The organism is Empedobacter sp. GD03739 (genome assembly GCF_029843245.1).
Lineage (GTDB): Bacteria > Bacteroidota > Bacteroidia > Flavobacteriales > Weeksellaceae > Empedobacter > Empedobacter falsenii_B.
The window spans coordinates 85,759-110,833 of sequence record NZ_JAOCHX010000002.1 but is presented as its reverse complement, the minus strand read 5'-3'; the positions used below and the strand labels follow the sequence as shown (position 1 = coordinate 110,833).

The window sequence follows — 25,075 nt, the reverse complement described above, 5'->3', positions numbered from 1 at the left end:
GTTAAAAATATTAAAATAAATTTTATTACGTAACTCTTAATCTGCTTTTAAACGTTTAGTTTTGAACATTTCTGGCTTATAATTAATAATAAAAACACCAAGAATAATTAGAATAGTAGCGACGATAAACTTTGATGAAATTTGTTCGTCTAATATTAACCAACCCAAAATTATTGCAATAATCGTATTGAAATAAGAAAGAATAGAAACTTGTATTGGAGAAATTTTGGTCAACGCATAATGAAATGAAAAAAACGTAATCACAGAACCAAAAACAGCTAAATAAAGCATGGCAGAAATACTTTTTGTACTCCAATTTTCGAAATTATAATTTTTTGTAAAAGCGAAAGCAAAAATAATTTAAACAATTCCAGCAAATATAAATTGGTAAAAAAGATTGAGAGAAATATTTTTGGATTGAATATTCATTTTTTTAATGAAAATAGTTCCTGTTGCCCAACCTGTAATTGCACAAAAAAGTAAAATAATTCCAGTTCTATATGCTAGATTTGCTAATTCTTGATTTCCCTACCAAAAAATAAATATTCCACCCCCAAAATAAAGTAAAACACCTAATAATCCACGCTAACTGAATTTTTGTAAGCCAATAAAAATACTTCCTAAAAAAACGAGAATAGGTGAGGTTGCACTAATTAATGCAGCTAAAATACTCGATAAGTTTTCTTCTGCAGCAGTAGTTAATCCATTTGCCATTATCAGCATTAATGAAGCGAGATAAGTTGATAAGAAAGGTTTTTCCAGACAATCTATTTTAATTCCTTTTTAGATAGTAAAATAATTAGCATAATTAGTCCTGCCAAAAATTGACGAATTTCAGCAACAAACCAACTAGGAATAGTTTCTACAGCTATACGAATTCCGAGGAAAGTTGTTCCCCAAACAATTGCAACTATACTAACGGCAATCAATAATTTGATCTCTTTCAAGATAAAAAAGTTAAAAGTGTTAATTCTAAAATAGAATTATAAAAATAAAAAAAAAGCGACTTGATAAACCAAGTCGCTTTTAAAGTATTATAATAGAGATTTATTATTTAACAAAATCCTCTGCTTGTTTTAGTGCAGCATCTAATCCAGAAACCTCTTTACCACCTGCTGTAGCTAAGAAAGCTTGTCCACCACCGCCGCCATTGATGTGCTTCGCGATTTCTTTTACAATTTGTCCTGCGTTATAACCTTTTTCATCTACAAGGTTTTTTGCGATAGAAATTGTAATCGATGGTTTTACGGCATCATTCGTACCAACAACGATAAATGCATTTTCGATTTCTTTTGTTAAATCAATTGCATTTTGTTTTGCGGCATTTGTATCTAAATTCGTTTTAACCGCTAAGAAATTAACACCATTAATCTCTTTAATCGCAGCTTTCCAAGTCGCTTTCTCAGCAGCAGCTTGTTGCGCAACAAAAGACTCTAATTGCTTTTTCAATTCTGCATTTTCATCTAATAAATGTTGAACCGCTTTTACCGCATCATTTTTCGTTTTAAGTGCAGCTAAAACATCATTGTAATTTTTCTCAGCATCTTTGTATGCTTCGATTGCTTTGTTTGATGTAATTGCTTCGATACGACGAATACCAGCAGCAGTAGAAGATTCAGATAAAATTCTGAACAAACGAATATCTGCTGTGTTTTTTACGTGCGTACCACCACATAATTCGATTGAAGATCCGAAACGAATGACACGAACTTTATCACCATATTTTTCACCAAATAGAGCCATAGCTCCATCAGCAATAGCTTCGTTGATATCACAATCTCTTTTTTCGATTAATGGTAAAGCTTCTGCAATTTTATCGTTTACTTTTTGCTCAACAATAGCCAATTCTTCATCTGTCATTTTAGAGAAATGAGAAAAGTCAAAACGTAAATAATCGTCTCCAACATACGAACCTTTTTGTTCTACGTGCGTTCCTAAAACTTCGCGTAAAGCTTCGTGCATTAAGTGTGTTGCAGAGTGATTTTTCGTTGTCTCATTACGTTTTTCTGTATCAACTTTTGCATTGAATGTAGCGTTTACATTTTCTGGTAAAGTTTCAACAAAATGAATTACTAAGTTGTTTTCTTTTTTCGTATCAACAACTTCTATTGTTTCATTCAAAGTAGAAATAGATCCTGTATCACCAATTTGTCCTCCAGATTCTGCATAGAATGGCGTTTGGTTGAATACCAATTGGAAAAATTCTCCTTTTTTATTTTTTACTTTTCTGTAACGTGTAATTTTTACTTCAGCTTCTGTGTTATCATAAGCGATAGAGGTTTCCTTTCCTTTATCATCTAAAATAACCCAGTCATCCGTTACTAAAGCAGTTGCTTTTTTCGAACGTTCTTTTTGTTTCGCCATTTCAGCTTCAAAACCAGCTTCGTCAATTGTGAAACCGTGATCTTCTGCTACAATACGAGATAAATCTGCGGGGAAACCAAATGTGTCATATAATTCGAAAACCACATCACCAGGAACAACTTTAGAATCTCCTAATTGCTCAATGATTTGATTTAATCGATTTAATCCTTGTTCAATTGTACGTAAGAAAGATGCTTCTTCTTCGCGAATAACGCCAGTTACAATTGTTTCTTGTTTCACTAATTCTGGGAAGAAATCACCCATTTCAGCTTTCAAGATTGGATATAATTTATAGATAAAAGGTTCTTTAAGACCTAAGAAACGATATCCGTAAGAAATTGCACGACGTAAAATACGACGAATTACATATCCTGCTCCTGTGTTTGATGGTAATTGTCCGTCTGCAATTGCAAAAGAAACTGCACGTAAATGGTCAACTACAACACGAATAGCGATATCTGTTTTTTCTGCTGTTCCGTATTTTACACCAGAAATTTCTTCTAATTTTTGAATTGTTGGTTGAAAAACATCTGTATCATAGTTAGATGATTTTCCTTGTAAAACCATTGCCAAACGCTCAAATCCCATACCTGTATCGATATGGCGAGCCGGTAAAGATTCTAAAGAACCATCCGCTTTACGTTGATATTGCATAAATACCAAGTTCCAAATTTCGATAACTTGTGGATGATCCATATTAACCAATGTTTTACCATCAACAGCTAAACGATCAGCTTCTGGACGAATATCAACATGAATTTCAGAACATGGTCCACATGGTCCGATATCACCCATTTCCCAGAAATTATCTTTTTTATTTCCGTAAAGAATTCTATCTTCAGCAATATGTTGTTTCCAAAGTTCTAATGCTTCTTCATCTAATGATGTTCCGTCACCTTTATCACCTTCAAAAACGGTTACATAAATTTGATCTTTAGAGATTCCGTATTTTTCTGTTAGTAATTCCCACGCCCAAGCGATTGCTTCTTTTTTGAAATAATCACCAAAAGACCAGTTTCCTAACATTTCGAACATCGTGTGGTGGTAAGTATCTTTTCCTACATCATCCAAATCATTATGTTTACCAGAAACACGAAGACATTTTTGTGTATCCGCGATACGATTACTTTTTGGAGTTCCGTTTCCTAAAAAATATTCTTTGAATTGTGCCATCCCCGAATTATTGAACATTAATGTCGGATCGTCTTTCAAAACAATCGGCGCAGAGTCTACTATTAAGTGGCCTTTTGTCTCAAAAAAATGCAGAAATTCTTTTCTTATATCTTTGGATTTCATTTAATTAAATTATTTTTATCATTTGATTAACAAGTTTACTCGTACAATATTCGTTACTTTGCAAACGTTTTACAAAGATAATAAAAGGTTGGTTAAGTAATGGAAAATAAAAACTATAAGTATAATTCTGTGAAATTTTTAATGAGTTGGGCGAAGAAAAGAGTCCAAAAAACTCCTAAAACAGCATTATACGTATTACTATTTTTATGTCTATCGACAATATCTGCTGGAATGATTGGTTATCATTTTAATGATTCTGAATACGCATCGAGAGCAGGGAAATTCAAAGACGACAAAAGCAAATTATTAGCTGAGTTGGAAAGAATGGAAAATGAAAATCAGCAATTACATAAAAAATTCAAAGAAGTTGAAGAAGCTTTGACAGAAATCGAAGAAAAAGATCGCAATATTTATCGTACAATTTATGATATGCGTGTCAATGAAAATATCGATTCTGTAAACAAAGAAATTGATAATTATACAGCAGAAGATATCGAAAAATTGATTGATAAAATTGAAATTGAATCAAAATCGTTGGACGAAGTATTTCGTTCTGCTGGTGTAAAAGATGCCAATTTATCATCAATGCCAGTTCTAAAACCTGTTGCAGATAAATATGTAAGTAGATTAGCTTCTGGTTATGGATCTCGTTTTCACCCAATTTTGAAAGTGAATAAAATGCACAAAGGTTTAGATTTTGCAGCTTCTACAGGAACACCAATTTATGCAACTGGAGATGGTTCTGTAAAAGTTTCTGAATTTAATTCGGGTTACGGAAATATGGTGGTCTTGAAACACGGAAATGGTTACGAAAGTTTGTATGCTCACATGTCTCGTGCGAAAGTTCGTAGTGGACAAAAAGTGAAAAGAGGTGATGTAATTGGTTATGTTGGGACGACTGGATTGTCGACAGGAGCGCATTTGCATTACGAAATTCACAAGAATGGAGAACCTGTAGATCCAATTATGTATTTCTACAATGATGTAGATCCAGACGATTTCATTAAAATTTATCAAAACTCTAAAAAATTGTCATTATCTTTGGATTAAACGCTGATAATGAACGTAGACCTGCCTGATAAACTATATTACTCGATTGGCGAAGTCGCCAAAGCCTTTGATGTAAATGCATCGTTGATTCGATTTTGGGAAAAAGAATTTGAAATTATTCAACCCAAAAAGAACAAAAAAGGAAATCGATTATTTACCAAAAATGATATTGATTGTTTCAAGAATATCTATTATTTGGTCAAAATAAAAGGCTATACGTTAGAAGGCGCAAAACAAGCGATTGGTAAAAAAGGAATTGCGACAACAACAGATGAAATAGATGTTGTGAAGCGATTAGAAAATATAAAAGATGAACTCATCAAACTTAAAATGAGTTTTGAGTCGGAAGAAATTTTAGAAAAAGATGAACTGAATTAAGTTCATCTTTTTTGGTTATAAAACTTTTGTTTCAATAAATTTAAAGCCAATTGCAAGTATAAAACTTATAATGATTAGAATCCAGTTTGGTTTTAGTTTAGTTTTTAATTCAAATAGTTTCGAAAAAATTTCAATCACTCTTTCTTTGTCAATAATTAAGATAACAAAGACTAAAACTTGATAAAAAATAGAAGAATTTAGCGCAACAATTTTATAGAAATAATCTTGTAGAATAATATTGATTAAAATTGTAGTTAATAACAAGCATGCAAAAATTCTTGTCCTTCTAAAAAGTAATGTGATTGCACCAATCACTTCAAAAATTCCGATGATTATTGGATACCCTTTGGTAAAACTATAAAAATTCCACATCAATCGATGACCTTCAGAAAGATGATTATTAATGCTGTTATCCATATTTGTGAATTGAGTAGGTTTTACAATTCCATACACAAACATTGATATTGAAACCGTAAATATTGCTGACCAATAAAGTATATAGATTAGTTTTTGTTTCATTTATTTTTTAAAATTATTTAGAATAATCATTACAATTTTTATAATTAATACAATAATAGTGATTGGAAGTAAGAAGAGTAAAATGGAGTATAAACTCCAAAAATCATTTAAAATTTTAAAATATTGTAAAAAAAATAAGCTAATCAAGTAAAGCCAGAATAAAAAAACTAAAATGAGAAGGTTATTTATTTTGAATATTTTTCGTTCAACGAAATAAAAAGTCAAAATAATCAAAAGTGGTATTGCAATAGTATAAACGTAAAACATATTTTAGGTTAATAGTTGGTTATAAGCTACGATGAACTCTTCCAATTGTTGTAAAGTTACTTTATCAATAATTTTTCCTTCCGAATTTACTTTTCCTTTAACACCTTGAATGAGTAAAGTTGTTTCATTATTGAAGTTTGTCATCAACGTTTTCATTATCAATTGCAATTCTTCATGTCCTTTTTCTCCATTTGCAGACGCAGTGATAATTCCTAAAGGTTTTCCATCAAAAATAGTTGTAGAAACGCACCATTCTAATACATTTTTTAATCCACTCGGAATACTAAAAATATATTCGGGCGTACAAATAATTATTCCATCAGCTTTTTCTATTTCAGTTCTAAAACCAAGTATTTCTTGCGGCGTATTTTCGATAGAACGTTCTGGATCAAAATGAGGAAGAGTTTTTAATTCATCAAAAACAGTACATTTGAAATATTGAGATGTAGAAGAAATAAAATTTTCTATGATTTTTTGATTAGATGAATTTTCGCTTGTGCTTCCATTAATGATGAAAATATTTTTCATTTTCGTTGATTTGAACATCTAAAATAGATAATTATTCTTAACTTATCTTAAGAAAATCTTCTGCTAAGATTTCGTAAATTTACAGATTCAAACGAAAACTCAATGTACTTAATATACGATACAGAGACAACTGGTCTTCCGAAAGATTGGAATGCGCCGATTTCTGACTCCGACAACTGGCCGCGTTGTATACAAATCGCTTGGCAATTGCACGATGAAATGGGGCAAATTATTGAACATCAAGATTATTTGGTGCGTCCAGATGGTTTTGATATTCCGTATGATTCTGAACGTATTCACGGAATTTCAACTGATTTAGCAACCGAAAAAGGTGTTCCATTAAAAGAAGTTTTAGATAAATTCAACGAAGCTTTAGGTAAAGCTAAATTTATTGTTGGACAAAATTTAGGTTTCGATATTAACATTATGGGAGCCGAATTTTATCGTCTGAATTATGAAAATAATTTAGCCGAAAAACCTGTTTTGGATACCTGTACCGAGGTGACTGCTGAGTTATTGAAACTTCCTGGAGGTCGTGGAGGTCGTTACAAATTACCAACGTTAACGGAATTGCATCAATATCTTTTTGGTGTTTCGTTTGGCGAAGCGCATAACGCAACTGCCGATGTGGAGGCAACTACGCGTTGTTTTTTCGAGTTGATTCGTAAAGGTATTTTTACAAAAAACGAGTTAGAAGTTGAGGATGATTATTTTGTTCGATTTAATGAAATTAATCAGACAAATATTCAGCCAGTTGGACTAAATCACGTCAATCTTAAAAAAGCTTCACAAGAAATTGCGAAAATAAAAGCCAAAGAAGGAGGAGATGATGAGGTAGTTGAAATTTCGGAAGAAGTTTTAGCACAGTTTGAAAAAGCAAAATTTGCACATTTACATAATCACACACAATTCTCAATTTTACAATCAACCATTTCTGTAAGTGATTTGGTGAGCGCTGCAGCAAAAAATAAAATGCCTGCAGTTGCGATTACCGATCATGGAAATATGATGTGTGCATTCCATTTTAATGCGGCAGTTCAGAATCACAACAAAGCAGCAAAAGAAAAGAATGCAGAATTAATTGAAGAAGGAAAAGAACCAACGGAAGTATTGATTACGCCAATTATTGGTTCAGAATTTTTTGTGTGTGAGAATCATTTAGACAAATCTAAAAAAGATAATGGTTATCAAATTGTTGTTTTTGCAAAGAACAAAAATGGTTATCATCATTTAGCAAAAATGGCGTCGAAGGCGTATACAGATGGTTTTTACTATGTGCCTCGAATTGATAAATCGATTATCGAAGAATATAAAGAAGATTTGATTGTTTTATCTGGAAATTTACAAGGTGAAGTTCCAAATAAAATTTTGAATCTTGGTGAAAAGCAAGCCGAAGAAGCCTTACTGTGGTGGAAAGAGCAATTTGGCGATGATTTTTACATCGAATTGATGCGTCACGGACAAGAAGATGAAGATCGTGTTAATCAGACTTTGCTTGCATTTGCGCGAAAACACAATGTAAAAGTTGTGGCGACAAATAATACGTATTATATCAATCAAGACGATTCGAATGCACATGATATTTTATTGTGTGTGCGCGATGCAGAAAAGCAATCTACACCGATTGGTCGTGGTCGTGGATTCCGTTTTGGTTTGCCAAATCAAGAATATTATTTTAAGTCGGAAGCAGAAATGAAACAATTGTTTCAAGACATTCCCGAAGCAATTATTAATATTCAAGAAATTGTTGATAAAATAGAAGAATACACGCTTTATCGAGATGTATTACTTCCAAAATTTGATATTCCCGAAGAATTTCATCACGCAGAAGATGATGAAGATGGAGGGAAAAGAGGTGAGAATGCTTATTTAAAACATTTAACCTACGAAGGTGCAAAAATTCGTTATCCAGAATTGACAGACGAAATTAAAGAACGTTTGGATTTCGAATTAGCCACAATTGAAAAAACAGGTTATCCTGGTTATTTCTTGATTGTACAAGATTTTATTGCTGCGGCGCGTAAAATGGGCGTATCGGTTGGTCCAGGTCGTGGTTCGGCGGCAGGATCAGCAGTTGCTTATTGTTTATGGATTACCAATTTAGATCCAATTCAGTACGATTTACTTTTTGAGCGATTCCTAAATCCTGATCGTGTATCTATGCCCGATATCGATATCGACTTTGATGACGAAGGTCGATCGTTGGTAATGGATTATGTGATTGATAAATATGGAGCAAATCAAGTAGCGCAAATCATCACTTATGGTACAATGGCGGCGAAATCTTCGATTAAAGATACGGCGCGTGTATTGGATTTACCATTGTTTGATGCGAACCGTGTTGCAGGTTTGATTCCGAATATGAAGTTATCTAAAATCTTCAATTTAGATGAAGCTGCATTAAAAGGAGCCTTAAAACCAGAAGAGTTTGATGCTGTAAGCGAATTAAAACGTTTATCGAATGGAGACGATTTAGCTGCGGAAACTATTCAGCAAGCAAAAATCTTAGAAGGTTCTGTTCGTAACACGGGAATTCACGCGTGTGGGGTAATTATTACGCCAGATGATATTACGAATTTCGTACCTGTAACAACAGCTAAAGATTCAGATTTATATGTAACGCAGTTTGATAACTCGGTTGCAGAAAGTGCCGGATTATTGAAGATGGACTTTTTGGGGTTGAAAACCTTAACCTTGATTAAAGATACCATCAAATTAGTAAAAGCGAGAACAGGAATCGAAATCAATCCGGATGAAATTCCGATTGACGACGAAAAAACATATGAGCTTTTCCAGCGTGGCGAAACGGTTGGGGTTTTCCAATACGAGTCACCCGGAATGCAAAAATACATGAAGGATTTACGTCCGACAGTTTTCGCGGATTTAATTGCCATGAATGCCCTTTATCGTCCTGGGCCTATCGAATATATTCCGTCGTTTGTTCGCCGTAAAAATGGTGAAGAACCAATTCAGTACGATTTGGATGCGATGGAAGAATATTTATCAGAAACCTACGGAATTACGGTTTATCAGGAGCAAGTAATGTTGCTTTCGCAAAAATTAGCAGGTTTCTCGAAAGGTGATGCCGACGTTTTGCGTAAAGCAATGGGGAAAAAGCAAAAAGCTGTCTTGGATAAAATGAAACCAAAATTTGTTGCGCAAGCTTCAGAAAAAGGGCATGATCCTAAGATTTTAGAAAAAGTTTGGACAGACTGGGAAGCCTTTGCATCCTATGCCTTCAATAAATCGCACTCGACGTGTTATGCATGGGTAGCGTATCAAACAGCTTATCTGAAAGCACATTATCCAGCAGAATATATGGCGGCTGTTCTTTCAAATAATATGAATGATATCAAGCAAGTGACCTTCTTTATGGAAGAGTGTAAGCGAATGGGATTGGCGGTTCTTGGTCCAGATATCAATGAATCGATTACGAAGTTTAACGTAAACGAAAATTATGAAATTCGTTTTGGAATGGGAGCTGTAAAAGGTGTTGGGCAAGCCGCAGTAAACTCGATAATTTCTGAACGTGAAGCAAATGGTCCGTTCAAAGATATATACGACTTTGTTAAACGTGTCGAATTGCGAACAGTGAACAAAAAAACAATCGAAAACTTAGTTTTAGCTGGAGGTTTTGATTCGTTTGAATTTCATCGTGGACGTTATTTTTTTATCGATAATACGACAACTAATTTGGAAAAACTAATCAAATACGGAGCAAATTTTCAAGAGCAAAAAAACTCTGCTCAAACCTCTTTATTTGGCGATTTTGGTGGTGATTCTGTTGTAGAAGATGTGGTTCCGATGTTGCCAGATTGTGAGAAATGGAATATGTTACAACGTTTGTCGAAAGAGAAAGAAGTTGTTGGAATTTATATTTCTTCGCATCCTTTGGATGATTTCAAACATGAGTTGAAAATGGCTTCAAATTGTAGTATTTCTGATATCAATGCGAATGAAGATAATTTTGTTAACAAAGAAGTTTCGATTTGTGGAATGATGTCAAATATTCAACATAGAATTGCCAAAAATGGAAACGAATTTGGTATTTTTACGTTTAGTGATTACACCGATTCGATGGATATCATGGTTTTTGGTAGCGATTATATGAAATATAGACACTTTATGCAGGAAAATATGTTCTTGAATTTGAAATTGAATATCTCGAAAAAAGAATTCAAAGACAAAGAAGGAAATGTAACGCAAGGTCGTGTGTATAAAAACATCACAAATATTTTGTTGTTGAATGAAATTGTTGAAAAACAAGCCGAAAAAATGACGGTGAAGATTGAAGTTCCAGAATTTTCGGAAGAAACATTTAGCAAATTATCAGATATTATGTTCAAATATCAAGGAGATAAATTATTAAAAATTCAATTAATTGATCCAAAAGATTATTTGAATAATTTAGATTTACCAGCAAGTAAAATCAAAATTAACATTTGTCGAGATTTGTTGAAAGAATTAGATGAATTGCAGGAAATTACATTCAAACTGAATTAATTATTCGTTTCATCTATTCAATAATTGATAGATAATATGAACGAAATTTTTCAAGAATAAAATTTTATGTAGATTTGTAAACTTAAGATTAGATAAAAAAAATATAAGATTATGGCATTAGAAGTAACAGACGCATCATTTGCATCAGATATTATAGAGTCAGGAAAACCAGCAATGGTTGATTTTTGGGCTGTTTGGTGTGGTCCTTGTAGAATGGTTGGTCCAGTTGTGGAAGAGCTTGCTACAGAATATCAAGGAAAAGCAGTTATTGGTAAAGTTGATGTAGACACAAACCAAGAAGTTGCAGCAAAATATGGAATTCGCAACATTCCTACAATTTTATTCTTCAAAGACGGAGAAGTAGTAGACAAAGTTGTTGGAGTTGTTCCAAAAGAGCAATTAGTAGAAAAATTAAACGCGATTTTATAATAAATTAAATCGCTGATTTTGAAATAAAAGAATCTCGGATGCAAAATTTCCGAGATTTTTTTTGAAAAAAGTTTAGGTTTTATCAGAAAACCGCCTATATTTGCAATCCGAAATCGATACAGATTTTGATCCGGTAGTTCAGTTGGTTAGAATACTTGCCTGTCACGCAAGTGGTCGCGGGTTCGAGTCCCGTCCGGATCGCAAAAAGTTCGTTCTTTTACACAATATATTTTTTATAATTTCTGATCCGGTAGTTCAGTTGGTTAGAATACTTGCCTGTCACGCAAGTGGTCGCGGGTTCGAGTCCCGTCCGGATCGCAATTTTTTATAAAAATTCATAAAAAATATATCAATTTATAATTTTCTGATCCGGTAGTTCAGTTGGTTAGAATACTTGCCTGTCACGCAAGTGGTCGCGGGTTCGAGTCCCGTCCGGATCGCATCTATTTCTTTTTCTATTTTAGTGCGATCGAAAATTATAAATAAAAAAACAGACTGATCCGGTAGTTCAGTTGGTTAGAATACTTGCCTGTCACGCAAGTGGTCGCGGGTTCGAGTCCCGTCCGGATCGCCAACTTTTATAAGCTTCACTTATTGTGAGGCTTTTTTTTGCTCCAAACTTTTTATTTTTGCATAACGCATAACGCATAACGCATAACGCATAACGCATAACGCATAACGCATAACGCATAACGCATAACGCATAACGTATAACGTATAACGCATAACGCATAACGCATAACGCATAACGCATAACAATGAATCATATTTATTTGGTGAACGCCTTGGTTACAGATGAAACGGGTAGAATGTTAGCTGTCCGAAAAAAGAAATCGAAATTTTTTCAGATGGTTGGTGGAAAACGAGAACAAGATGAAGAATTATTAACCACACTTCGACGCGAATTTTTAGAAGAGATTAATGTTGATATTCTACAGCACGATGTTTCATTTTTAGGGCAACACACTTCTATTGCCGTTAATGAAGTTAATACCGAAGTTTATGCAAATGTATTTCATGTTAAATTAAAATCATTAGAAACGCTTAAAATCGCTTCTGAGATAGAAGAAATGGCGTGGATAACGAAAGAAAACTACAAAGAATTTCAATTGGCTCATTTATTAGAAGAATTCAGTTTACCGATTTGGTTAGAAATGGTGTTTTAAATTTTTTTTCAAAATTTTTGTAACGTTTTTACTTTATGTTTACTTACTAATAAACACTAAATAATTAAGCGATGAAATCTATTTTGGAAATAACAGTTGAAAATAATGTTATCATAATAGACGATGAACAAGTTGCGTTGAAAAAAATAAAGTAACGATTTTGGAAGCTAAACAAACCCTTTTTTTAGAATTAATCGATCAACACAAAGAGATTTTACACAAAATCGCTAAGATGTATATGGATAATTCTGAAGATCAAAATGATTTGATACAAGAGATTGTTTTGCAACTATGGAAATCTTTTGATCGTTTCGAAGGTAAATCTCAATTTTCAACTTGGATGTATCGCGTTTCGTTGAACACGGCGTTAACTTATTTTAGAAAAGAAAAGAAAAAAGCAGATCGTCATACTTTTTTAGAAAATATTGATCAAGTAGATGAGATGGATTTTGGTGAAAAAGAAACACAACTCGAATTGTTTTATAAAGCAGTTCATGAATTGAATAAAGTAGAAAAAGCATTGATTTTTCTGTTTTTGGAAGGACAAAATCACAAGGAAATTTGTATGAACTTGGGAATTTCGGAAGTAAATGCACGTGTGAAATTGAACAGAACGAAAGAAAAAATACAAATCATCATAAAAAAATACGGTTATGAATTTTGATGAATTACAAAAACAATGGGACAATCAATCTTCAGATGAAGTTAAAATTGATCCAAATCTTGAGTTTAATCAAGAAGCAAATACCATTATTGATAAAGTACGAAAAACCTTGAAGAAAGAGTTTTATGTTCAATTATTAGGATTATTGTTTTTATATACTTTTCCTTTCTTATTTGATGCAAATACGCCAACAATTTGGTGGACATTGTTGTGTATTTCGTTGACTTTTTTGGTGCCGTTTATTTATGTTTTCAAGTTTTATAAACGATCATATCATCTGGAATATAATTCGCTAAAGAACATCAATTGGTTTTATTATAATTACAAATCTGCGATTGATATTTACAGTATTTACTCGTACTTGATTTCTATTTTAGTGTTGATGATTATTGGGATTTCGTATATCCAGCATCCTAACTCGTTGCAATTTGAATACAAATTTCAGTTTTATCTTTATATTTTTCTTACACTATTTTTTTATGTATTAATTTGCGTTTTATTATTAAAATGGTGGATTTCTACTTATTATAAAAAGAATCTGGTAGAATTAGAAAATATATTGCATCAATTAGAAGAGTAACCAAAAGTTACTCTTCTTTTGTTAATGTAATGCGTTAAACTTTAACATGTCATTGTGTAACCTTTGTGAATTTTGAACATCTATATTTTATAAAATTGATAAATGATTTAAAAACCAAATAGATGACAAAAATTTACTTTCTTTTTTTATGTTTTATAACGTTTGCAAATGCACAAGATTATAAAAAAGATACGATAGAATGACATGAAACGATTTTGTATGATAAAAGCAAATTTCGATTGAAACGTGTTGGTTCGGATACCAAGACGAAATCAATTTTAATCGGATTAACGGCTGATATTAATTTTAGTAAAGATTCACTTCCTAAGTTTACCAAAGAATTTGCAATTCCAATAAATGCGCCTAAAAAAGAATTCACTTTTCAACGTATTAATTTCAATTTTAGTAATAGTTTGAAATTAGATTCTATTCTTTTGAAAGTTGATTTAACGGCAATGAATAATGGGAAACCAGCTCAATCAATTTTAGAAAAACCTTTTGAAGTTGTTGTAAAAAAAGAATATCAACAGAATGATGTCTTTTCGATGGATTTACGTGATTTGAATATTAAATATCAAGATGATTTTTTCATCAAAGTAGAATTATTAACAGAAGTTGAAAAGCCAATTTATTTTAGTGGAGCTTTGCTGGCTAAATGTTTATATAAAACGACTGATTCTGATGTGTGGATGAAAACACCATTAGGAATTACGCCTGCAATCAATGCTGATATTTTGATAAAAAATAAAAAAGAAGCGACATTTAATTTAAGAAAAATATTCCTAAAAAATATACAACAAAGGAAGAGCTAAATAAATTGAATAATGAACTTGAATCAATTTCTGGCGTAGAAAATGACTAACAAAAAAGCCCTCGCTTGTTCAGGGCGAGGGCATATAGTTAAGTGCTTTTTTCTTTTTTCAAATAAAAATTTTGAATTAAAATTAATTAATATCTATAATATTCTGGTTTAAATGGTCCTTCAACCGTTACACCAATGTATTCTGCTTGTTCTTGAGATAAAACTTCTAATTCTACTCCTAATTTAGCTAAATGCAATTCTGCAACTTTTTCATCTAAATGCTTAGGTAAAGTATATACTTCATTTTTGTAAGCTGATGAATTTGTCCACAATTCGATTTGAGCTAAAGTTTGGTTAGAGAAAGAGTTTGACATCACAAAAGAAGGGTGTCCTGTTGCACAACCTAAGTTAACTAAACGTCCTTCAGCCAAAATGATGATGTCATTTCCGTTGATGTTGTATTTGTCAACTTGTGGTTTAATTTCTTCTTTCGTGTTTCCGTAGTTTCCGTTTAACCAAGCCATATCGATTTCGTTATCGAAGTGACCAATGTTACACACAACTACTTTGTCTTTCATTTTCTCGAAATGCTCTGCACGTACAATTCCAAAGTTACCAGTAGTCGTAATTACGATATCAGCGTTTGCAACCACTGTATCTAATTTTTTTACTTCGTAACCTTCCATAGATGCTTGTAAAGCACAAATAGGGTCGATTTCTGTTACTGTAACAATTGCTCCAGCACCGCGGAAAGAAGCCGCTGTACCTTTCCCAACATCACCAAATCCACAAACTACAACACGTTTACCAGCGATCATCAAGTCAGTAGCACGTTTGATAGCATCTACTGCAGATTCACGACATCCGTATTTGTTGTCGAATTTAGATTTTGTTACAGAGTCATTTACGTTAATTGCAGGCATAGGCAATGTACCTTTCTCCATTCTTTCGTAAAGACGGTGTACACCCGTAGTTGTTTCTTCTGATAATCCTTTGATCTCAGCAACCAATTCTGGGTAACGATCAATCACCATATTCGTTAAGTCTCCACCATCATCCAAAATCATGTTTAATGGTTTACGATCTTCTCCGAAGAATAATGTTTGCTCGATACACCAATCGAATTCCTCTTCGTTCATCCCTTTCCAAGCATACACAGGAATCCCAGCAGCAGCTATTGCAGCAGCAGCGTGATCTTGTGTAGAGAAAATATTACATGACGACCATGTAACATCAGCTCCTAAAGCAACCAACGTTTCGATTAATACTGCAGTTTGGATTGTCATGTGTAGACAACCTGCAATGCGAGCACCTTTCAAAGGTTGAGCAGCTTTGTACTCTTCACGGATAGCCATCAACCCAGGCATTTCTGCCTCAGCCAACGTAATTTCCTTTCTTCCCCACTCAGCTAAAGAAATATCTTTAACTTTGTATGGAATGTATTGCGTTTTTGTATCCATCAATTGATATATTTAACTAACTTTTTTTTTAAGTTTATAAGGAACAAATTTACAAACAAATTTCGATTAATAAAATGCCCGTTATCGATTATATTAACGATTTTAAACATACCCGCATTATTACGTGGAATGTAACAGAATCGAATGAAGAATTATTAGAATATCTTCATTTAGAGGACTATAGAATAGAAAAATATAATAATCTTCGACCTAAACAGGCCAGAGAATATCTTGGTTTGCGCGCTTGTCTAAAGAAATTGGACTTGGATTATGATGTAAATTATGACGAAAGAGGAAAACCTTTTTTACCTACAAATAAAGAAATTTCCATCACACATTCCTATGGATTGGTTTCTGTTGGCGTGAGCGAATATAATATTGGGATAGATATTGAATTGTCTCGACCAAGAAAAATTTTGAACATCAAACATAAATTTGCCCGTCCAGATGAAATAGCTTGGATACCTCAAGAACATGAAACTGAATATTTGCATGTAATTTGGGGAATGAAAGAAGGTTTGTACAAATTGAATGGTGGAAATCTTTGGAATTTTCTGAATCATTATCGTGCAGAAGAATTTGAATTAATAGAAAATAAACAATTTATTTGTTGGATTTCGGATGATGTAAAATCTCGAAAATATCATGCATTCTATAAAATGATTGGTGAATATTATTTGGTTTGGGTGTTGGATTATGAATAGATTGAAGTTAGAAATTATAATTACGAATTTAGATTTACGATTTAGAATGAATTATTTTAACTCACAACTTAAGAATGAACGATTTTATTGATTACATCTTTGCTCCTTATAAAACCTATTCTACACTGAATATTTTACTTGAAATAATTGCAACTTTATTTGGGATTATTTCCGTTTATTATACCTACAAACGTAATATTTTGGTTTATCCAACCACTATTATTTCGACGTTTATTTTCATCTATTTATTTTTTAATTGGGGATTATACGGCGAAACTATTATTAATATTTACTATACTTCAATGGCGATTTATGGTTGGATTTTGTGGCAAAAAAATCTCGAAGCAGATCATAAACATGTCGATGTTTCGTGGGCTTCGAAGAAAGAATATTTATATGCAACTTTACTTTTCGCGTTGAGTTTTATCTTTATTTTGACGATTTATTATTTCCGTCCAGTTATTCAAAATGGTTTTGATTTCAGTTTTATCAACCAATGTAAATTACATTATTCTAAAATTGATTTTGTAGACGCTTCGACGACCGCTATCTTTTTGATTGGAATGTGGATGATGGCGCGACGAAAAATTGATAATTGGTATTTCTGGATTATCGGCGATTTAATCATGATTCCATTAATGATTTATAAAGGAGCAGTTATTACATCTTTTCAATACCTTGTTTTGTTGGGTATTTCTATATTGGGTCTGATAGAATGGAAGAAAAAAATCCTCCAAAAATGATGGAGGATTTTGAAGTAAACTATTTTATGATGATTTTTTTGGTTAGAATTTCTTGTCCGTTGTCATAAACTTTTAAAAGGTAAATTCCTTTAGGAAGTGCTTGAATGTTTGTTTTGATTCCTTTGGATGTTTTAGTAGAAGGACTAGTGATTTTTCGACCATTTATGTCAACTAATTTTATTGAGAGATTTTGATTCGAATTCACTTCTATATTGACCCAGTCTGTAGTAGGATTTGGATAGATCGTGATATTTTGTTTTATTTTTTCTGAAATAGATAAGTTTTCACATTTGTCGAATAAATTTTTGAAGGTGATTTGATTTCCAATCGAAACCATCGTTTTGAAACAAGAATCAGAGAAAGTCAACGCTTCCACTTTATTATTTGCGATATTATCAACATGAGAGACGTCGATTGCAATAACTTTATCATTGTACAATGAAGTGATTTGAGGGAAAACAGTGTGAGCAATAATGATATGTTTTGTCTTAAAATTGGTTAAAATATCATCAACTTGTGTTTGAGAAAGAACTTGATTTGCCATTCCGCGGTACCAGTATAATCCGGAAGCACTACCACCTGTTACAGTAGCACAATTGCCTGTACATGATTCTCCATTCATTTTTTTTCGTCCGTAGTCATTCATTTCATCCAAAGGTAATTTTAGATCAGAAACCTGTGGACTTATGCCTGCGTGTACAAAAGTGTAATCACCTACTTGTTCTATAATGTTTTTGGTTCTGAACCATTTTCCAAACGCTGTATTTGGTTCAAAGAAATCGCCATATGTCTTTTTTAAATAGCTGGCGTTTTCTATATATTTCTTGTTGACATAGCGAAAATCGTATGTCATGGTCATCATATCGTGATTCCCGATGATGTAATGTACTTTTCCTCCTTTTGCTTCAGCTTCGTTTTCTAGTTTATAGATTAACCACAGAACTTCTGTAACATAAGGCCCGCGGTCTACCATATCTCCATTCACAATTAAATGCCCGTTTTCATATGTCCATTCCAAACGATCATTCATCACACCACCGTCAATTAACATTTTTTTGAAAGCTGAAAACTGACCTTCAATATCTGATGTCATAAAGAATTTTGTTGGAGCTTGATATGTTGATAACTCTGTTTGATGTTGTTTTCTTAAAGGAACATCAAATGTCGTAGATGTAGTGGGATCAGTCACTTTAAGAATAACCTTGTCATTTGTTGTATATGTTTCGTTTACAGCACCAGCTTCCGTAATATAAGTCACTGTTATTTGATCGTTATCATAAAATACATAAGGTCCGTCTTTGTGGAAAGGAACAGGAGTTGTGTTATCTTCACTCACAAAACAATCAAACGATACATCTGAGCTTCTTGTATTTTGATTTCTAATTTCGATAGAAATAATATTTTCACCATTTACAAAATTTGAAGAAGAAACGTTGTACTGAAAAAAACTATTTTCTTTGTCGTTCGGTATAAACGTACTTAATTCATACTCATGAGGAATATCTCCGGACTGAGGAAGAAGAGAGCTTCTTAAAATTTCTTTTCCATTGATATGTAAGATCGCTGCATCATCATGAACGATATTAAAAATAACTTCTTCAGGAAGTTTTGTGACATCATCTATTGTAATTTTTTTTCTGAAAAAATAGCGGATATATCCCTTTTGGATCAAAGTGTCTTCATCCCCGTCTCCAAATCCGAAATGACCTTTTCCTTCTTTCCAATTCTTTGTATCATATGTTAAGAGAGTCCACTCTTTTTGTTGATTAGAACCGTCATCTAGGTAAAGCCAGGTAGAACCTTTTTCAAAAAATAATGGGTCATTTGGTGTTGATTGAGCGAGTAAGTTGGTTTTGATTAGGAAAATAAATAGTAATAATAATAAATGTGTTTTCATGGATATGATTTTTTAGGAGCAAATATATCTTTTAAAGAAGGTTAGGGGATTAACAAAACTTTAAGTAATTATTAAATAATCAATTAAATGAAGACAGCCTAAAAAATCCTGAAAATAGTGAGTAAAAGAATAGCTGAAATTTATTATTTTAGCAATAATTATTAAAAAAACATCTACCTAAATAGAATTGTATGGAAAATCAACATTTATATCAACAAAACCAATTGGTTGCCGAGGCAACAAGCGTAGAAAGGGCAAATTTTTATAAACATACTTACGGTCACGTTGCCGGAGGGGTGTTAGTCTTTGTACTCATAGAATCTTTGATGTTAAAATCAGAAGCATTAGTGAGCTTCATGTTAAGTTTAACTTCTGGATATCTTTGGCTTATTTTATTAGCAGGTTTCATGGGAATTACATGGATTGCACAAAAAATGGCCTACGGATCGATTTCAAAATCTAAACAATATTTAGGCTACTTTTTATACATAGTTGCAGAAGCTTTAATTTTTGTACCAATGCTTTACATCGCATTGTATTATGGCGGAACTTATGTGATAAAACAAGCAGCTGTAGTAACAGGCGGATTATTTGTAGGATTGTCAGCTATTGTATTTTTAACAAAAGCAGATTTCTCTATTTTACGAGGAGCATTAACTATAGGATTTTTCTTAGCAATTGGATTGATTATTGCAGGAATGTTATTCGGGTTCGATTTAGGATTATGGTTCTCAGTTGGAATGTGCGCCTTAGCTGGTGGAGCAATTTTGTACAACACTCACCAATTAAAATATGAGTTCGGAACACAACAGTATGTTGCAGCGGCATTGTCGTTATTTGCTTCATTAATGTTATTGTTTTGGTATATTTTGAGAATTTTTATGAGTAGAGATTAATCATGAAGAAACAATAAATTTGTATATTGAACCGTAGCATTTTTGTTGCGGTTTTTTTATTTAAGATACTATGACAGATAAAGAAAAAGAAGACGATAGAATACAATCTCCGTTTCGACCAAAAGATTGGAATGAGATTAGAATAAATGATTCTTGGGCGTTGTTCAAGATTATGGCAGAGTTTGTAAATGGTTACGAAGTAATGTCTAAAATAGGACCTTGCGTGTCTATTTTTGGTTCGGCACGTACTTCTCCAGATCATCCATATTATGCATTAGCAGAGGACATTGCGTATCGATTAACGCAAATAGGTTTTGGTGTAATTACTGGTGGAGGTCCGGCAATTATGGAAGCTGCAAACAAAGGAGCGCAAAAGGGTGGAGGAACTTCTGTTGGATTGGGAATTACATTGCCTTTCGAAACAGAATTGAACAAATATATCGACCGTGAATATGAAATTAATTTCGATTATTTCTTTGCACGAAAAGTAATGTTTGTGAAATATTCACAAGGATTTATCGGAATGCCAGGAGGTTTTGGGACGTTAGATGAATTGTTTGAGTCGATGACATTGGTACAAACGAAGAAAACAGGACGTTTCCCAATTGTGTTAGTTGGAACTGAGTATTGGTCAGGTTTAATTGATTGGATCAAAGAAACGGTTTTGAGAGAAGGTTATATTTCTGAGAAAGATTTGGATCTTTTCCGTTTGGTTGATACAGCGGAAGAAGCAGTTGCTCACATCGAGAATTTCTACGAAAAATATAATATTAAGCTTAATTTTTAAGCAACGAAAAACCTCATCAAATGATGAGGTTTTTTTATATTTTTATGATTGAATTTATTTTAAATCAACTACTTCAAAAACCATATCTTGGTAATCATCAGCTTCATAAAAAATACCAACTTTATTTTTTGATATATTCGTTAAAACGGAATAAGCCGAAGAATTTGGTTCTATAGTTTTGAAAAAATTCCATGTTTTCGCTTGATCTTTACTTACTTTCAATCCCAGGTTTTGACGATCTTTTGAATCATGCAAATTACTAAACACAATATCTCTTCCTAAAACTAATGTCGATGCATTACAAGTAGGATCAATTAATTGTTCTTCCATTTTAGAAACCCACGTTTTTCCTTGATCTTTTGAGATAAATATTTTACGGAAACCAGCATTTTGAATGCGCGCATTTAACATCCAATCTTTGTTCGGAAGTTGTACAATATTTGTTTCGTCAGCTTTTTCTGCAACACTCGAAATTCGTTCCCACGTTTTTCCATGATCTTTACTTCCGAATACGTAAACACCGTCTTTCAATCGAACCAATGTATTCAAAATCCAACCTTCTTTTGTGTATGCGCCACGACCAGAAGTAATGAATTTAAAATCTTTTTTCCATTCCGTTGGCGTAATTTGGTCTGTAATATCAACAGGTTTTGACCACGTTTCTCCATTATCAGCACTTTTTACAAAATGTAATCGAAATTCATTTTTCGCAATTTTATGATTCATGTAATTGTAAAAAAGATAAATTTCTTTTGTCTTTTCATCCAAAACCATCGATACATCAGAAGCAGATTCTTGATCTGGAAAATCGACAACTCGCTTGATTGTTGACCATGTTTTTCCTTTGTCATCACTTGTCCTAATCACAATATTGATATCAGGATTGTAAAGCAAATCGCCACAATTTGGAACACGCTCGTCGATTGCCGCAATCAATGTTCCTTTTGCTGATGTAATGATACTCGGAATGCGATAACATTTGACATCCGATTGATTTTTGCTTGTAAATAAAACTTGTTTGTTGGTTTGGGCAAATCCTAGCGTATAAGCGAAGGAAAAAATGGTAAGTAGAATTTTCTTTTTTGTCATGGTGTGTAAATTAACCGACAAGTTATTGATTTTTCAACGATTTGAGAAAATGAAAAAGCCATTAAAATTTGTTTTAATGGCTTTTTTGAAAAATTAATTTTTAATCAGCTTCGCAGACGATTTTCGATTTTTAGCTTCAATGTCAAGAATGTAAATACCTTTTGGTAATTCTTTGATGTTAAATTGATGTATCGCTGAAAATTTTCCTGAAAACTCTTTGATCAGTTTTCCTGTTAAATCATAGATTTTTACTTTTTCTGAATTAATATTTAATGAAAAAGAGGAAGAAACTGGATTTGGAGTTACAGAGATTTTTTCTGAATTAACCTCAATATTATCTGTTGATAAATTTGCTTTTGCATTCCCGAAAATTCTAAATTCACCTGGATTTAGATTAACTGTAAATGATGAATTTGTATTGGTGACATTCAGCGTTGTTTCGTCCATCAAATTGTACCAATTTCCTGTAAATGGAAAAAGTGGCGCAATTGCTTGAGTGCTTGTTGTGAAGTTTGCAATAACAATTACCTCATATAAATCAGACGACGATAATAAATTATTTGTAATCTGAATACGCGGTTTTAAATCTCCAGATGTAATTGTATAATTATCAGTTTCGAAAACTTTGTTGTTTAATTTAAGTCCAATAATTTTTGCCCAAACATCATAAACAGATTTTCTATCAGTATTTGTTAAATAACCAATTTCGCTTGGAATAGGTTTTGGATTGGTGCGACATCCGTCATTATTTGTTCCATCTTCGCAATGATTTATCGAGTAATCATATCCTAATTCTCCGAATTGCCACAACATTTTAGGACCAGGAATTGTAAATAAAACTGCACCAAGAGCTTTTTGTCTTTCCAAAGAAGTTTTTAAATCTTTTATATTATAAGTTCCTGATGATGCACCATATTGTAAATTCTTGTACATCATTCTTTCTTCATCATGACTTTCTGCATAGGCAACCAAATGTTTTTTCGTAAAACCTTTTACAGTATGCTTCAACCAATCAAAGTTACTATCCGAAGCATATCCCATTGTATTTTGATTAAAATTATTAGTCGCTTTACCCCAAAGCATAATTCCTTTACCTTCGTTAATGCGATAATTCGCCCATTCTGTTTCCTCTTGTGCTGAACCATTATTTCCTAAATGCTCAAAAATGATGTAGGAATTCGGATCAATTGTCCATTGCATATCTGCATATTTTTTTAAAATTGCTACACGATCAGCTTGATATCCGTTTGTACAAGTTTCATCAGAAGGTGTACAATTTTGTGTAAATCCTTTTGTTAAATCCCATCTAAATCCATCAATTTTAAACTCTTCAATCCAATGTTTTAATGTACGTTGTACATAATTTTGAGTTGGTGTTAATTGATGATTTAAATCGTATCCAACATTGTAACTATGTTTTGAGGTTTGATTAACATAAGGATTTGTAGTAGTTGGTTCTCCAAAACCATCATTGTCGGGATCATTCATCCACATTCTAACCAACGGAGATCGACCATAAACATGATTTAAAGCAACATCTAAAATGATTGAAATTCCATTTTGATGACACAAATCGATGAATTCTTTCATTTTATCTGCTGGTCCATAAGCTTTATCCAAAGCAAGATGATAAGCTGTATTATAACCCCAAGAAATATTTCCTTCAAACTCCATTACGGGCATAACTTCGATTGCGTTAATGTTTAATTTTTTGAAATAATCAAAATCATCAATTAAAGATTGCCATGTTTTTGTCGAATTGAAATCACGAATTAATAATTCGTAAATCATCAAATTCTCTTTATTTGGGCGATTGAAATTTGAAACTTTCCAATTGTATTTTGCTTGATTTGTTTGTAAAACCGAAACTTCAAATTGTTGTCCAGTAGGATATACAGGCATATTTGGGTAAGTTGCTGCGGTAATATACGGATCATCATAAGGCGATAAAACTAAAGTCGAATAAGGATCTGCAGTTTTGATTCCATCACTTGTTCGATATTGAAACGTATAGATTTCACTTGCTTTAAGATTAGATAATTCAATCCAATATAAATCCTTGTTAGTTGTATCTCGATTCATCACATATTGATCAGAAAGTTGCCAATTATTGAAACTTCCGATTACATGAATGAACTCTTTTTGTGGAGCGTATAAAACCAAATATGCTTTTGTAAAATCATTAGCCAAATAATTAATTCCTTCATGTAAATTAGATGGAATGGCTACATCTTTAACCGTTGGTTTGATATTAATTGTAAAAGATTTGCTTATTGTTTGACCATTAAAAGTTGCATTTAATGTATAATTCTGATTTTGTGAAATGGTATAATTTTTATCAAATGAATTACTATCATTTACTTGATCAAAAGTATTACCGTTACCTTCTAATGTCCAATTCACATGAATTGTACTTGTTGCTTGGATATTAAAACTAGAACCGCTATTCACATTGGTTGTGCTGTTTTCTAGCGGATGAATTAGATTAACTTGCAAAGCACCAACATTGATAAAAATATCTGATGAGGTTTGTTGATTACCTTCTGCGTTTCTTACCACAAAAGCCATTTTAGTTATAGTTTTGTTTGGCTCTACATTGTAAAAACTTGTGATAGAAGGTGTGATTTCTAATTTATAAACATTACCAGATTGATGAATAAATTGAGGTTGAGAAGAATTATCTCCCCAAGAACCAATCACATTTTGCCAATCTTGTCCATCAACAGTTACACCCGTATGAGCATAAAGATTTCCTTGGTAATTTTCTAGTGGAGTTCCTGTTTTGTCAAAATACAAAGTGACCGATTTGTCTGCTTCTGGCGGACTAGGATCTGAAGTGATTTGCGCATCGATCTTTAAGAAAGAAAGGCAAATCAACATGAAAGTTAAATAAAATGTTTTCATATTATTGCGATTTTTGAATTATTAGATTAGATAAAAAAAGCTGTTAAAA

20 protein-coding genes, 4 tRNA genes and 1 pseudogene are annotated in these 25,075 nt (G+C 32.6%); 16 read left to right on the top strand and 9 right to left on the bottom strand.

Translation table 11 applies throughout. The features are described from left to right. Positions 1 to 36 precede the first annotated feature (36 nt). Both N5E64_RS01340 and alaS read right to left on the bottom strand, forming a co-directional pair. Positions 37 to 947: pseudogene (locus N5E64_RS01340) on the bottom strand (DMT family transporter). 103 nt (positions 948 to 1,050) lie between these two features. Beyond that, on the bottom strand, positions 1,051 to 3,660 hold the full coding sequence (gene alaS / locus N5E64_RS01335) for an alanine--tRNA ligase (RefSeq protein WP_280035363.1): 2,610 nt from the start codon (positions 3,658 to 3,660) through the stop codon (positions 1,051 to 1,053). A 99-nt stretch (positions 3,661 to 3,759) separates the two neighbouring features. On the opposite strand from alaS, the gene N5E64_RS01330 reads away from it, so the two are divergent. Beyond that, a complete protein-coding gene (locus tag N5E64_RS01330) occupies positions 3,760 to 4,710 on the top strand; it encodes a M23 family metallopeptidase (protein ID WP_038330999.1) in 951 nt (316 codons plus the stop codon). 9 nt (positions 4,711 to 4,719) lie between these two features. Beyond that, positions 4,720 to 5,088, top strand: coding sequence for a MerR family transcriptional regulator (locus N5E64_RS01325; protein ID WP_038331000.1), 369 nt, complete (start codon positions 4,720 to 4,722; stop codon positions 5,086 to 5,088). 15 nt (positions 5,089 to 5,103) lie between these two features. Here N5E64_RS01325 and N5E64_RS01320 read toward each other — a convergent pair whose 3' ends face one another. Beyond that, positions 5,104 to 5,607, bottom strand: coding sequence for a hypothetical protein (locus N5E64_RS01320; RefSeq protein WP_280035362.1), 504 nt, complete (start codon positions 5,605 to 5,607; stop codon positions 5,104 to 5,106). A 270-nt stretch (positions 5,608 to 5,877) separates the two neighbouring features. Further along, positions 5,878 to 6,402 (bottom strand): NADPH-dependent FMN reductase, encoded by a 525-nt coding sequence (locus N5E64_RS01315; RefSeq protein ID WP_115001941.1) that lies wholly within the window; start codon positions 6,400 to 6,402, stop codon positions 5,878 to 5,880. 102 nt (positions 6,403 to 6,504) lie between these two features. Here N5E64_RS01315 and dnaE point away from each other — a divergent pair, with 102 nt between their 5' ends. From dnaE to N5E64_RS01285, 6 genes are all read left to right on the top strand, one after another. Further along, the gene (gene dnaE / locus N5E64_RS01310) at positions 6,505 to 10,905 is read left to right on the top strand and encodes a DNA polymerase III subunit alpha (protein ID WP_280035360.1); all 4,401 of its coding nucleotides are present in this window, start codon (positions 6,505 to 6,507) and stop codon (positions 10,903 to 10,905) included. A gap of 111 nt (positions 10,906 to 11,016) precedes the next feature. After that, a complete protein-coding gene (gene trxA / locus N5E64_RS01305) occupies positions 11,017 to 11,334 on the top strand; it encodes a thioredoxin (protein ID WP_038331009.1) in 318 nt (105 codons plus the stop codon). Between the two features lie 127 nt (positions 11,335 to 11,461). Next, positions 11,462 to 11,535 (top strand) — tRNA-Asp (locus tag N5E64_RS01300). 43 nt (positions 11,536 to 11,578) lie between these two features. Then, positions 11,579 to 11,652 (top strand) — tRNA-Asp (locus N5E64_RS01295). 48 nt (positions 11,653 to 11,700) lie between these two features. Continuing rightward, a tRNA-Asp gene (locus N5E64_RS01290) sits at positions 11,701 to 11,774 on the top strand. 57 nt (positions 11,775 to 11,831) lie between these two features. Next, positions 11,832 to 11,908: transfer RNA gene (locus N5E64_RS01285), tRNA-Asp, on the top strand. 17 nt (positions 11,909 to 11,925) lie between these two features. On the opposite strand, the gene N5E64_RS01280 is transcribed toward N5E64_RS01285, so the two are convergent. Then, positions 11,926 to 12,093 carry a hypothetical protein gene (locus N5E64_RS01280; RefSeq protein ID WP_280035359.1) on the bottom strand — a complete coding sequence of 56 codons (168 nt, stop codon included), beginning with the start codon at positions 12,091 to 12,093 and terminating at the stop codon, positions 11,926 to 11,928. On the opposite strand from N5E64_RS01280, the gene N5E64_RS01275 reads away from it, so the two are divergent. The 4 genes from N5E64_RS01275 (at position 12,093) to N5E64_RS01260 (ending at position 14,556) form a co-directional block, all read left to right on the top strand. Beyond that, positions 12,093 to 12,500, top strand: coding sequence for an NUDIX domain-containing protein (locus N5E64_RS01275; protein ID WP_038331012.1), 408 nt, complete (start codon positions 12,093 to 12,095; stop codon positions 12,498 to 12,500). The genes N5E64_RS01280 and N5E64_RS01275 overlap by 1 nt on opposite strands. A 160-nt stretch (positions 12,501 to 12,660) precedes the next feature. Further along, entirely contained in the window at positions 12,661 to 13,164 is a 504-nt protein-coding gene (locus tag N5E64_RS01270) for an RNA polymerase sigma factor (protein ID WP_038331014.1), read from the top strand. Continuing rightward, positions 13,154 to 13,744 carry a hypothetical protein gene (locus N5E64_RS01265; protein ID WP_038331016.1) on the top strand — a complete coding sequence of 197 codons (591 nt, stop codon included), beginning with the start codon at positions 13,154 to 13,156 and terminating at the stop codon, positions 13,742 to 13,744. The genes N5E64_RS01270 and N5E64_RS01265 overlap by 11 nt, the downstream gene beginning before the upstream one ends. Positions 13,745 to 13,959: 215 nt before the next feature. After that, entirely contained in the window at positions 13,960 to 14,556 is a 597-nt protein-coding gene (locus N5E64_RS01260; RefSeq protein ID WP_125349459.1) for a hypothetical protein, read from the top strand. A gap of 136 nt (positions 14,557 to 14,692) precedes the next feature. Here N5E64_RS01260 and ahcY read toward each other — a convergent pair whose 3' ends face one another. Next, entirely contained in the window at positions 14,693 to 16,006 is a 1,314-nt protein-coding gene (ahcY, locus tag N5E64_RS01255) for an adenosylhomocysteinase (protein ID WP_038331025.1), read from the bottom strand. A 74-nt stretch (positions 16,007 to 16,080) separates the two neighbouring features. On the opposite strand from ahcY, the gene N5E64_RS01250 reads away from it, so the two are divergent. Together N5E64_RS01250 and pnuC are read left to right on the top strand one after the other, a co-directional pair. After that, positions 16,081 to 16,710, top strand: a complete 630-nt coding sequence (locus tag N5E64_RS01250; RefSeq protein WP_038331028.1) for a 4'-phosphopantetheinyl transferase superfamily protein — start codon at positions 16,081 to 16,083, stop codon at positions 16,708 to 16,710. A gap of 74 nt (positions 16,711 to 16,784) precedes the next feature. Continuing rightward, entirely contained in the window at positions 16,785 to 17,453 is a 669-nt protein-coding gene (gene pnuC, locus N5E64_RS01245; protein WP_280035357.1) for a nicotinamide riboside transporter PnuC, read from the top strand. Between the two features lie 19 nt (positions 17,454 to 17,472). Here pnuC and N5E64_RS01240 read toward each other — a convergent pair whose 3' ends face one another. Beyond that, complete coding sequence (locus tag N5E64_RS01240; protein ID WP_280035355.1) at positions 17,473 to 19,350, bottom strand: T9SS type A sorting domain-containing protein; 1,878 nt, start codon at positions 19,348 to 19,350, stop codon at positions 17,473 to 17,475. Positions 19,351 to 19,541: 191 nt separating this feature from the next. Here N5E64_RS01240 and N5E64_RS01235 point away from each other — a divergent pair, with 191 nt between their 5' ends. Then, positions 19,542 to 20,246 carry a Bax inhibitor-1 family protein gene (locus N5E64_RS01235; protein ID WP_280035353.1) on the top strand — a complete coding sequence of 235 codons (705 nt, stop codon included), beginning with the start codon at positions 19,542 to 19,544 and terminating at the stop codon, positions 20,244 to 20,246. A 70-nt stretch (positions 20,247 to 20,316) separates the two neighbouring features. Next, positions 20,317 to 21,033 carry a TIGR00730 family Rossman fold protein gene (locus N5E64_RS01230; RefSeq protein ID WP_180905791.1) on the top strand — a complete coding sequence of 239 codons (717 nt, stop codon included), beginning with the start codon at positions 20,317 to 20,319 and terminating at the stop codon, positions 21,031 to 21,033. A gap of 54 nt (positions 21,034 to 21,087) precedes the next feature. Here the strand turns inward: N5E64_RS01230 and N5E64_RS01225 are convergent, their stop codons facing one another. Together N5E64_RS01225 and N5E64_RS01220 are read right to left on the bottom strand one after the other, a co-directional pair. Beyond that, on the bottom strand, positions 21,088 to 22,122 hold the full coding sequence (locus N5E64_RS01225) for a sialidase family protein (RefSeq protein ID WP_280035351.1): 1,035 nt from the start codon (positions 22,120 to 22,122) through the stop codon (positions 21,088 to 21,090). 93 nt (positions 22,123 to 22,215) lie between these two features. Continuing rightward, positions 22,216 to 25,026 carry an alpha-amylase family glycosyl hydrolase gene (locus tag N5E64_RS01220; RefSeq protein ID WP_280035349.1) on the bottom strand — a complete coding sequence of 937 codons (2,811 nt, stop codon included), beginning with the start codon at positions 25,024 to 25,026 and terminating at the stop codon, positions 22,216 to 22,218. Positions 25,027 to 25,075: the final 49 nt, after the last annotated feature.

Bases quoted from the DNA above. Each gene is read 5' to 3' on its own strand.
- N5E64_RS01250 (WP_038331028.1), top strand. From the start codon at position 16,081: ATGCCCGTTATCGATTATATTAACGATTTTAAACATACCCGCATTATT.
- N5E64_RS01230 (WP_180905791.1), top strand. From the start codon at position 20,317: ATGACAGATAAAGAAAAAGAAGACGATAGAATACAATCTCCGTTTCGA.
- N5E64_RS01240 (WP_280035355.1), bottom strand. From the start codon at position 19,350: ATGAAAACACATTTATTATTATTACTATTTATTTTCCTAATCAAAACC.
- dnaE (WP_280035360.1), top strand. From the start codon at position 6,505: ATGTACTTAATATACGATACAGAGACAACTGGTCTTCCGAAAGATTGG.
- N5E64_RS01235 (WP_280035353.1), top strand. From the start codon at position 19,542: ATGGAAAATCAACATTTATATCAACAAAACCAATTGGTTGCCGAGGCA.
- N5E64_RS01265 (WP_038331016.1), top strand. From the start codon at position 13,154: ATGAATTTTGATGAATTACAAAAACAATGGGACAATCAATCTTCAGAT.
- trxA (WP_038331009.1), top strand. From the start codon at position 11,017: ATGGCATTAGAAGTAACAGACGCATCATTTGCATCAGATATTATAGAG.
- N5E64_RS01330 (WP_038330999.1), top strand. From the start codon at position 3,760: ATGGAAAATAAAAACTATAAGTATAATTCTGTGAAATTTTTAATGAGT.
- N5E64_RS01320 (WP_280035362.1), bottom strand. From the start codon at position 5,607: ATGAAACAAAAACTAATCTATATACTTTATTGGTCAGCAATATTTACG.
- pnuC (WP_280035357.1), top strand. From the start codon at position 16,785: ATGAACGATTTTATTGATTACATCTTTGCTCCTTATAAAACCTATTCT.
- N5E64_RS01220 (WP_280035349.1), bottom strand. From the start codon at position 25,026: ATGAAAACATTTTATTTAACTTTCATGTTGATTTGCCTTTCTTTCTTA.
- N5E64_RS01275 (WP_038331012.1), top strand. From the start codon at position 12,093: ATGAATCATATTTATTTGGTGAACGCCTTGGTTACAGATGAAACGGGT.
- N5E64_RS01225 (WP_280035351.1), bottom strand. From the start codon at position 22,122: ATGACAAAAAAGAAAATTCTACTTACCATTTTTTCCTTCGCTTATACG.
- N5E64_RS01325 (WP_038331000.1), top strand. From the start codon at position 4,720: ATGAACGTAGACCTGCCTGATAAACTATATTACTCGATTGGCGAAGTC.
- ahcY (WP_038331025.1), bottom strand. From the start codon at position 16,006: ATGGATACAAAAACGCAATACATTCCATACAAAGTTAAAGATATTTCT.
- N5E64_RS01315 (WP_115001941.1), bottom strand. From the start codon at position 6,402: ATGAAAAATATTTTCATCATTAATGGAAGCACAAGCGAAAATTCATCT.
- alaS (WP_280035363.1), bottom strand. From the start codon at position 3,660: ATGAAATCCAAAGATATAAGAAAAGAATTTCTGCATTTTTTTGAGACA.